Annotated in this window: 9 protein-coding genes; 6 read left to right on the forward strand and 3 right to left on the reverse strand. The window is 75.3% G+C overall.

Annotation, left to right across the window (positions count from 1 at the left end; genetic code table 11):
• The first annotated feature begins 53 nt into the window (after positions 1-53).
• A complete protein-coding gene (locus ACFRQN_RS25975) occupies positions 54-227 on the forward strand; it encodes a CsbD family protein (RefSeq protein ID WP_074003519.1) in 174 nt (57 codons plus the stop codon).
• Between the two features lie 108 nt (positions 228-335).
• Here ACFRQN_RS25975 and ACFRQN_RS25980 read toward each other — a convergent pair whose 3' ends face one another.
• The gene (locus ACFRQN_RS25980; RefSeq protein WP_380742489.1) at positions 336-1,739 is read right to left on the reverse strand and encodes an FAD-dependent monooxygenase; all 1,404 of its coding nucleotides are present in this window, start codon (positions 1,737-1,739) and stop codon (positions 336-338) included.
• An 85-nt stretch (positions 1,740-1,824) separates the two neighbouring features.
• On the opposite strand from ACFRQN_RS25980, the gene ACFRQN_RS25985 reads away from it, so the two are divergent.
• Complete coding sequence (locus ACFRQN_RS25985) at positions 1,825-2,535, forward strand: TetR/AcrR family transcriptional regulator C-terminal domain-containing protein (RefSeq protein ID WP_380742480.1); 711 nt, start codon at positions 1,825-1,827, stop codon at positions 2,533-2,535.
• 171 nt (positions 2,536-2,706) lie between these two features.
• Here the strand turns inward: ACFRQN_RS25985 and ACFRQN_RS25990 are convergent, their stop codons facing one another.
• Entirely contained in the window at positions 2,707-4,698 is a 1,992-nt protein-coding gene (locus ACFRQN_RS25990; protein WP_380742482.1) for a LamG-like jellyroll fold domain-containing protein, read from the reverse strand.
• 250 nt (positions 4,699-4,948) lie between these two features.
• On the opposite strand from ACFRQN_RS25990, the gene ACFRQN_RS25995 reads away from it, so the two are divergent.
• Positions 4,949-5,434: a DUF6343 family protein gene (locus ACFRQN_RS25995; protein ID WP_375877358.1), complete on the forward strand. Its 486-nt coding sequence runs from the start codon at positions 4,949-4,951 to the stop codon at positions 5,432-5,434.
• A gap of 137 nt (positions 5,435-5,571) precedes the next feature.
• The gene (locus tag ACFRQN_RS26000) at positions 5,572-5,796 is read left to right on the forward strand and encodes a hypothetical protein (protein WP_049656887.1); all 225 of its coding nucleotides are present in this window, start codon (positions 5,572-5,574) and stop codon (positions 5,794-5,796) included.
• A 109-nt stretch (positions 5,797-5,905) separates the two neighbouring features.
• Here the strand turns inward: ACFRQN_RS26000 and ACFRQN_RS26005 are convergent, their stop codons facing one another.
• Entirely contained in the window at positions 5,906-6,142 is a 237-nt protein-coding gene (locus ACFRQN_RS26005) for a DUF6296 family protein (RefSeq protein ID WP_074003523.1), read from the reverse strand.
• A gap of 258 nt (positions 6,143-6,400) precedes the next feature.
• Between ACFRQN_RS26005 and ACFRQN_RS26010 the strand changes: the two genes are divergently transcribed.
• Together ACFRQN_RS26010 and ACFRQN_RS26015 are read left to right on the forward strand one after the other, a co-directional pair.
• On the forward strand, positions 6,401-7,666 hold the full coding sequence (locus ACFRQN_RS26010) for an AI-2E family transporter (protein WP_380742485.1): 1,266 nt from the start codon (positions 6,401-6,403) through the stop codon (positions 7,664-7,666).
• A gap of 281 nt (positions 7,667-7,947) precedes the next feature.
• Positions 7,948-8,697: a sigma 54 modulation/S30EA ribosomal C-terminal domain-containing protein gene (locus tag ACFRQN_RS26015; protein ID WP_117486458.1), complete on the forward strand. Its 750-nt coding sequence runs from the start codon at positions 7,948-7,950 to the stop codon at positions 8,695-8,697.
• Positions 8,698-8,776 lie beyond the last annotated feature (79 nt).

The following is an 8,776-nucleotide window of genomic DNA, read 5'->3' on the forward strand; positions in this document are numbered from 1 at the left end:
CAGACGCCGCCCGGGGCGGACCTTCGCCCCGTCGACGAGAGGAGGCACCCGCCGTGGGTACCGAGGAGAAGCTGCGCAACATGGCGGAGAAGGCCAGCGGCAAGGCCAAGGAAGCGGCCGGGAAGGCCACCGGCGACCGTTCGACCGAGCTCAAGGGCAAGGCCGAGCAGGCGAAGAGCGACCTGAAACAGGCCGTGGAGAAGGTCAAGGACGCGGGCAAGCACTGATCCGGCACCCGGCCGGTCGTCCCCGGACGGCCGCCGGGTGTCCGCGCTTCCACCGCGCCCGGCGCACCGGCGTCGCCGGCCGGCCCGGGCACGGACCCCCGGAGCCCCTCAGGGGGCGAGCAGCCCCTGCCGCTCCGCGTAGGCCGCGAGGCCGTCGGCGGTAGCGCCGGCCCACCCGAGGTAGCCGTCCGGCCGGACCAGGAACACCCCGGTGCCGTACGCCTCGTAGGCCGGGATGCGGACCACCGGGGCGGTGACGGCGGGCAGCGGGGTGTCCGTGCCGACGGTGAGCAGCGTCCAGTGCGGGCCGCGGAAGGCGTCGAACAGCCGGGTGCCGCCCCGGCGGCCGTCGGGGGCGCGGTCGCCGGCCCGCAGCGCGTCCGCCGGGAGGTCCTGGCGGGTCTCCACCGAGAGCGCGGACTCCCGGTAGCCGAGGTCGAGTTGCTGGGTCGCCCGGCCGCGGCGCTGCTCGCCGCGGTGGACCCTGGTGGACAGTTCCAGCATCGCGGCCGCGTTGCCGCGGCGCTCCTCCTGGTAGCTGTCGAGCAGCCCCTCCCCCGCTCGCCCGGTCAGCACCGCGGCCAGCTTCCAGCCCAGGTTGTAGGCGTCCTGGACGCTGGTGTTCAGGCCCTGCCCGCCGGCCGGCGAGTGGACGTGCGCGGCGTCGCCCGCCAGGAAGACCCGGCCCGCGCGGAAGCGGTCGGCGAGCGCGGCGCGCGGGCGGAACTCGGAGATCCAGCGCAGTTCGGTGACCTGCTCGGCGGCCAGGTGGGAGCGGGCCGCGACCACCGTGCGCAGCCCGTCGACGGTGAGGTCGACGGCCGTCCCCTCCGGGAACTGGGCGACCAGCTGGAAGTCCTCGGTGCCGCCGAGCGGGCAGATCGCCAGCATCCCCTCCTCGGAGCCGAACACGTGCCAGTGCTCGCGGTCCAGCCCGTCGATCCGGACGTCCGCGACCAGCATCGGGTCCGGGTCGACGGTCTCGCCGGTCATCCCGATGCCGAGCAGTCGCCGCACCGTCGAGCGGCCGCCGTCCGCCGCGACGACGTACCGCGCCCGGACCGGGCCGCCGGTAGCGAACTCGGCGGTCACGCCCTCCTCGTCCTGCGCCAGGCCGACCAGCTCCCGGCCGAACGCGACCTCGCCGCCCAGCTCGCGCAGCCGCCCGTACAGCACCTGCTGGGTGCGCCACTGGGGCAGCATCAGCGCCTCGGTGTACGGCTCGGCCTCGGAGGGCTCGGTCGGGTCGAACATCCGGCGCTCGCCCTGCGGTTCACCGTCCCGCCAGAACAGGTTGGGCGGGTAGTGCCCGGCGACCGCGCGGACCCGGTCGAGCACGCCGAAGTCGTCGAGCACCTCCAGCGTGCGCGGCTGGAGGCCCTTGCCGCGCGAGCCGGGGAAGAGTTCGGCGCCGCGCTCGACCACCAGCGCGGCGACGCCGTGCCGGGCGAGGTCGAGCGCCAGGGCCAGTCCGGTGGGCCCGGCGCCGATGACCAGGACATCCGTGTGCATGCCGTGAGAAGCCACGACAACCTCCTTAACGTTGTTAAGTAGCCGTTGCCGACAGCGTGCACTTAACGGCGTTAAACTGTCAACCGTGACCCCCCAGAGAACCCCCAAGCTCGACCGCGGCCAGGTCGTCGACACCGCGCTGGACCTGCTGAACGAGGCCGGCCTGGACGGCCTGACGCTGCGCGCCATCGCCGCCCGGCTCGACGTCAAGGCGCCCGCGCTGTACTGGCACTTCAAGGACAAGCAGGCGCTGCTGGACGAGATGGCGACCGAGATGATGCGCCGCATGACGGCCCAGGCGGCGGCGGACGCGGGCGCCGGGGCGGACGGGGCCGACGCGGCCAGCGGGGCAGACGGAGCCGGTCGCGCCCCGGCCCCGGGCGACTGGCGGGAGACCTACCTGCGGACCATGCGCACCCTGCGCGCCGAGCTGCTGCGCTACCGCGACGGCGCGAAGGTCTACAGCGGCTCCCGGTTCACCGACACCGGCTACGCGGCCGAACTGGACACCTGGCTGCGCCTGCTGGTCGAGTCCGGGTTCACCCCGGTGGCCGCCGCCCGCGCCTGGCAGACCGCCTACAGCTACACCATCGGCTACGTCATCGAGGAGCAGGCCATGGGCCCCAACCCCTTCGACGGCGAGGAGGGCTACGACCTGGACGCCCGCGCCGAGCGCCTGGCCGCCCACCCGCTGGCCGCCGAATCGGGCCGGGTGATGTTCCAGGACTTCGACGAGGGCTTCGAGCAGGGCCTGGCGGCGGTGCTCGCCGGGGTCGAGGCCACCCTGCTCGGCTGACGGCTCCGGCGCGGTCGTCCGCCGTCGGCCGTTCGCCGTTTCACCGGTTCGCCGTTCGCCGGTTCGCCGTTTCGCCGTTTCACCGGTTCGCCGCTTTGCCGTCCCGGAAACGACCGCACCGCCGGGCCCATAGCAGGGCCCGGCGGTGTCCGTGCCGCGCGGGAGCGCGGGTCAGGCGGTCATGAACTCGCCCACCCGCAGCGCCCGCTTCACGATCCGGACGTCCCCGATGTACCCGTGGAAGACCTTGTCCAGCACCCCCGCGTACGCGTAGCCGCCCAGCATCCACGGCCGTCCCAGCGTGGTCAGCCCGACCGCGGGCGTCGACGGGTTGCGCGCCACCTCGCAGCCGTCGACGTACATCCGGCTGAGCTTCCCTTCGTTGACCACCGCGACGTGCCACCAGTGGTCCAGCGGCAGCTGGTGGCCCCAACAGGTGGACGCCCCGGTCTGGTTGAGCGGGTAGACGCACCACTGGAGGGCCGGCGCCTCGGAGACGCTGAGCGTCACGACCGGCTCGTCGGCGTCCGTCCCGGGCCCGCTCCTGCCCGCCTCTCCGCTCGTCCCCCAGCGGCTGAGCAGGGCGGACCAGCGGCTCTGCGCGGAGTCCCAGTCGGCGGGCAGCTTGAAGAAGGCCTCGACGGTGAACCCGCGCTCGAAGGTCTCCCGGTTCACCGGCGCGGTGGGCACCGTCTGCAGGTAGCCGCCGCGGACCGGCGAGCGGGTGCCCCTGAACAGCAGGCTGCCGTGGCCCGGCTGGTCCGGGTGGTGCTCGGCGGACCAGCTGAGCGCGCCGTCGGGCGTGCCCGGGGCGCTCTGCCAGAGCAGGTCGTTGCCCTGCCCGCTCAGGTCCTTGACGACCTGCTGCGGGGTGACGGCCGCACCGTCCGCGCCGCCGTTGTCGAACCGCCAGTAGGCCACCGTGTCGCGGACCAGCAGCTCCCCCGCCCGGCGCGCCGGGCGCTGCGGGACGGGCGCGAAGCCGGCGAAGCGGCGCTCGAAGTCGATCGCGAGCGAGAAGCGGTCCACGTCCGAGGTCAGCTCGACGTGCTGGGCCGCCAGCGCGTTGCGCTCCTCGGCCGCGATCTGCTGGATCCACGGCGAGAAGGTCGACACGTCGACGGTGCCGCGGTCGAGGTCGAAGCGGTAGGCCCGGATCATCGCCGCACCGCCGTAGTAGCGGTCCTGGTAGTTGGTGATGTGCACGTGCACGTCGTGGCCGGCCCTGTTCCGCAGCACGGTGCGCCCGGGCGGCCAGTAGTGCCCGTTGACGGTCAGGAAGATCTGGTCGTTGCCGTCGATCAGCCGCTCCCAGAGCCGCTTCCCGTTGTCGGACAGCTCGGCGCGGCCGCCGTCGTCGGCGTGCGCCAGGTCGTGGGTGGTCAGGATCACCGGAAGCTTGGGGTTCGCCGCGATCACCCCGTTCGCCCAGGCGAAGCCCGCGTCGGAGAGCCGCCAGTCCAGCGAGAGCACCATCCAGTCGCGGCCCGCCGCCCGGAACACGTGGCAGGTGTTGTAGCCGTCCGGGCTGGAGCCGCGGTAGCCGGAGGTGCGGGCGGCCCTGGCCTTGCCGAAGGTCTCCAGGTACGGGGTGGTGCCGCGCTGGTCGTCGGTCGAGGAGCGGACGTCGTGGTTGCCCGCGAGCACGCCGTAGGCGGCGCCCGCGTCGTCCAGCAGGCCGAACACCTTGGTGACGGCGGCGTACTCGACGGCCAGGCCATTCTCGGTGACGTCGCCGAGGTGGGCCAGGAAGACGATGTTGTCGTCCGTCCCGTCCTCCCGGTTGACCCCGCCGTCCAGCACGTAGCGGACCGAGGCCTCCAGCGGCGCCGGGTGGATCCGGTCCTGGTCGAACAGGTACTGGGTGTCCGGCATGACCACGACGGTGAACTGCCGGGCGTCCGGGTCGGGCTGCCACCGCCCCTTCCCCTTGCCCTTCTTGGGCGCCTTCACGGCCGCACCCGCCGCGCCCGCCGCCTCGGGCCCGGCCGCCTGCGCCGGCACCGCGCCGAGCAGACCGAGCCCGGCGGTGCCGACCCCCGCGCCCAGCAGACCGGCCCCGCGCAGGAACCGGCGCCGACTGTCCGCGGCCGGCCCCTCGCCGTCGAGGTCGGCCGTCCGCGGGCAGCCGCACTCGTGCTCGGTCGCCTGGTTGTCGTGCATGTTCGCTCCCGGAAGTGGTGTGGGCCCTGACGGTAGGGACCGGGACTGGTCGGAGATCATCGGGCGGGCCATGCCCCGGTGAACAGCGGCCGAATCCGCCGGGCTTCGGGACCCGGGCGGCGGGCGGCGGCGGGCGGCGGTGGGCATCGGCGGGCCGGTGCGGGCGGGAGCCCCGCGGGCGTGTGCCGACGCCGGAACCGGGTAGGCGCGCCGACGGAACACAACCGGCCGAATCCGTTCGGGGGCCGTCATGGCCGTACGACCCAGCCCAGACCTGCCGCACGCGGGCGGGGCCCGCCGCCGGAGCGGCGAGCGCCACGACTTCCCGCACACCCCGCAGGGCCCCGGCCGGACGATGCCCCAGCTCCGGCCGCAGGAGACGGTGCGCCGGGGCACCGAGCCGGTGACCGCCCGATCGGACCTGGAGCTGCGGCGGGTGCTCTCCCGGGTCTTCCTCGTCCTGTTCCTCGGCGGGGCGGTGGCGTTCGCCGTGCTGGCCGCGCTGGCCGGCCCGGGCCCCGCGCCCAACCAGGGGACCTACGCATTCTTCGCCGCCCTGTGCGCCGGGTTCGCCGGCATCACCGCGCTCGACCTGCTGGTGATCCGGCGCCGCCTGGCCGCCGGCCAGGGCCGCGACCGGGCGGGCGGCCCGGGGAGCACAGACTCGGGGACCACGGCCTCAGGAATCAGGCCTCCCGGGCCTCCAGGACACCCGGGCCCCGACCGGCGGGACTGAGCGTGCGGCCCCCGACCGTCGCCCGCCCAACCGTCACCGGCGCCTCAACCATCCCACCGGGTCTGGCCCGGTGGCCGTTCGGCAGACCGCGGGTTTGCATGGAGTCACCGAGCCCCCAGCGATCCGGAGGTAGCGCCGTGTACGAGATGTGGGCCGAGCACGACCCGGCGGTCTCCCCACCCGCCGTGGTGTGGCACGTGGTGGCCAAGGACGACGCGAGCTCCTCGCTGTGCGGGCGGTTCCTGGAGCCCTCCCAGCGCGTCGTCCCGGTGGGCGACGGCGCCGGTGCGGCCGGGCCGGACCGGTACTGCGACCCCTGCCTGGTCACCGTGCGCGAGGCCTTGGCCGCCAGCGCTCGGTGACCTTGTCGTTGCGACCTCCGCCCTCCGTCGCCTTCCTCTTCCTGCCCACGACCACGCGCTCACGGCCCACGTGTTCACGACGACGTGCTCACGGCTCACGATGAGGTGCTCACGGCAGCGGCACCGCCATCAGGCACGGGTGCCGACTGCCGATCGCGGGAGCCGCCAGGACGGTGGCCACCCCGCCGGTGATCTCCACCCGAAGGTCGCCGTCCGAGCTCTCCCAGACCAGGCCCCCGCCGGGCCCCACGGCCTGCGTCTCGTACACGACGACGACGGACGGTGGAGCGTGCCCGCCGATCGGGCCGGGGAGCGTCACCGCGTAGCGGCGGGTGAGGCTTTTCATCTCGGCCTCCTTCTCCCCCCTCCCTGCGCCATGGATTCTCCCCCCATCCGGCCGCTTGTACACGGAGGACCATTGCCCTTCCCGGGGCGACCGGCGCCGTTCCCGTGTCTGCCCGGGCCCGGTGCGCCCGCACAGCGACGCGGCCGGCATGCCGCTGTCCGGGTGACGGGACCCGGCGACGCCGCAGGGCGAACCGTCGCGGTATGGGTCATCGTGACGTGAGAGGACGACACCCGGCCGAGCCCGAGGAGACCGCCCGTGGGAGTGAACGGCGCCGGACCGGACCGGCGGCCCGTGCCGCTGGGCAGCCGCCGTCCCCGGGTGTCGGCGCGCCGGACCCGGACGGGGGCTCCGGGCCCGGGCCCCGACCCGTATCCGTCCGGGGAGCACGTCCCCTCCGGACTGCGGACGACGGCCGGGTACACCTGGCGGCTGGTGCTGCTCGGGCTCGCCGCCTACCTGGTCGTCGACGTCCTCGCCCGGCTCGAACTGCCGGTCGTCGCACTGTTCGTAGCGCTGGTGATCACCTCCGTGCTGCGCCCGCCGGTCGACCTGCTGGCCCGCGGCATGCCGCGCTCGCTCGCCGTCCTGGTCGTCCTCCTCTGCGCCCTCGCGGTCGTCGGCGGGGTGCTGGCGCTGGTCGGCACCACCGTCGCCGACGAGTGGGGCCGGCTGGGCAACGAGCTGCGCGGCGGCCTCTCCCGGATCGACCACTGGCTCACCGGCGCCCCCTTCCACCTGCGGCCCGGCACCGTCACCGACCTGCGGGCCAAGATCGGCGCGTTCATCTCGGCCCACCGCTCCACCCTGCTCAGCACCGCGCTGAGCGGCGCCGGCCGGATCGTCGAGCTGGTCACCGGGCTGGCGCTCGCGGTGTTCTGCTCGGTGTTCTTCCTCCACTCCGGCGACCGGATGTGGTCCTGGGCGCAGCGGCAGCTGCCGGTCCGGAGCCGTTCGGCCTGGGACCGCGCCGGCCGCGCCGCCTGGCTCACCTTCGCGGGCTACACCCGGGGCGTGCTGATCGTGGCGGCCTCCAACGCGGTGCTGGTGGGCATCGCGCTGGCGATCCTGCGGGTGCCGCTGGTCCTGCCGCTGATGGTGCTGGAGTTCGCGGCGACCCTCATCCCGCTGATCGGTTCCCCGATCGCCCTGGCGGTCGCCGCCGTGGTCGCGCTCGCCGCCCGGGGGCCGGTGATCGCGCTGCTGGTGCTCGCACTGATCGTGGTCATCGGCCAGATCGAGGGGCATCTGCTGCATCCGCTGGTGCTCAGCTGGTCCGTCCGCATCCACCCGGTGGTGATCGCGGTGTCGGTGGCCGGCGGCGCGGTGCTGGCGGGGGTCCTGGGCGCGGTGGTGGCGGTGCCGGTGGTGTCGGTCGGCTGGGCGGTGCTCGGCGAGCTGCGCACCCGCGGCACGCCCGGCCTCCCGGGGGTGCAGGCCGCTGCGGCGGGCGACCGGCCCGGCCGCGGAGCGGACCGGGGTCGGCGACCGGAGCAGGGCGGGGGCGGCCGGCCCGGCGAGTGAGGGCGCGGCGCCTGTTCGTCACAGGCCCGGCTCGTCGTCGGGCCCCCGGTCCGCCGTCAGCAGCCGACGCCGGCCGCGCGCCGCGCTCCCCCGTGCCGGCGCCTACCAGCCCGGGCACGGTGCCTCTCCCATCCCGTTCACCGGCGACACGGGTCGCCCTCCCCACCGCCCGGCTGGTCCGCCCGGCCCCCGCAGTGGGGCCGTTGGGCCCTGGCCGCGCGGCCGGGGGCCCGGGATCCTGGTCGCCGGTATGCGCCGGCTGGGAGTGGAAGGGCCTGGGGATGGGCGAGTTGGTCACGGTGAGGGCGTTCGAGGGGCTGACCGGCGAGGTCCTGGCCGAGACGCGGGCCCGGGTGGCCGCCGCGGCGGCGGCTCCGGGGGTGGGGACGCTGGTGGAGGCCCTGCGGGTCCGGCTCGCGGCCGTCGCCGGGGGCGTGCTGGCGCAGGTGAACGCCGAGGTGGACGGTCGGCGGATCCGCGTCCAGGAGGCCGCGGCCGGGCTGGGCGACTCGATCGACCGGGTGAGCGACGCGCTGCGCGGCAGGATCAGGGCCGTCACGGGGGCCTGGGCGCCGCGCCCCTGGCCGGGCCACCGTGCGCCGGACTCCGGTGGGCCGGGCGGCGGTGGGCCGGGCGGCGGGGCCGTCCGCGAGCTCCGGGTGGTCCGCCGCAAGGAGCCCTCGCTGGTGTGGTGCTCACCGGCGGCCGCCGCCCGGACCATGGACGCGATGGACTACGACATCCACCTGTTCACCGATCCGGCGACCGAGACCGACGCCGTGGTCTACCGGGTCGGGCCGACCGGCTACCGCCTCGCCCGTACCGTCCCCGCCGGACCGCCCGGCCGCCGGACCTCGCCGATCACCCTCAGCCCGTACGGCGCGCCCCGGCTGACGGAGGCGCAGGCCGTCGACCGGCTGGCGGGCGCGGAGCTGCCGTTCCTGTTCTTCGCCCACCCGGTCAGCGGCCGGGGCCGGGTGCTCTACCGCCGCTTCGACGGCCGGCTCGGCCTGATCGCCGGGCACGCCTGACGGCCGCGGGGCCCTTTCCAGCACCCCGGACCCTTGGGCGGAACCGCGCCGCGCCCCCGCCGAGCGGTCGCTCGACGGG

Source organism: Kitasatospora sp. NPDC056800, from assembly GCF_042789775.1.
Lineage (GTDB): Bacteria > Actinomycetota > Actinomycetes > Streptomycetales > Streptomycetaceae > Kitasatospora.

Bases quoted from the DNA above. Each gene is read 5' to 3' on its own strand.
- ACFRQN_RS25980 (WP_380742489.1), bottom strand. From the start codon at position 1,739: ATGCACACGGATGTCCTGGTCATCGGCGCCGGGCCCACCGGACTGGCC.
- ACFRQN_RS25990 (WP_380742482.1), bottom strand. From the start codon at position 4,698: ATGCACGACAACCAGGCGACCGAGCACGAGTGCGGCTGCCCGCGGACG.
- ACFRQN_RS25995 (WP_375877358.1), top strand. From the start codon at position 4,949: ATGGCCGTACGACCCAGCCCAGACCTGCCGCACGCGGGCGGGGCCCGC.
- ACFRQN_RS26005 (WP_074003523.1), bottom strand. From the start codon at position 6,142: ATGAAAAGCCTCACCCGCCGCTACGCGGTGACGCTCCCCGGCCCGATC.
- ACFRQN_RS26015 (WP_117486458.1), top strand. From the start codon at position 7,948: ATGGGCGAGTTGGTCACGGTGAGGGCGTTCGAGGGGCTGACCGGCGAG.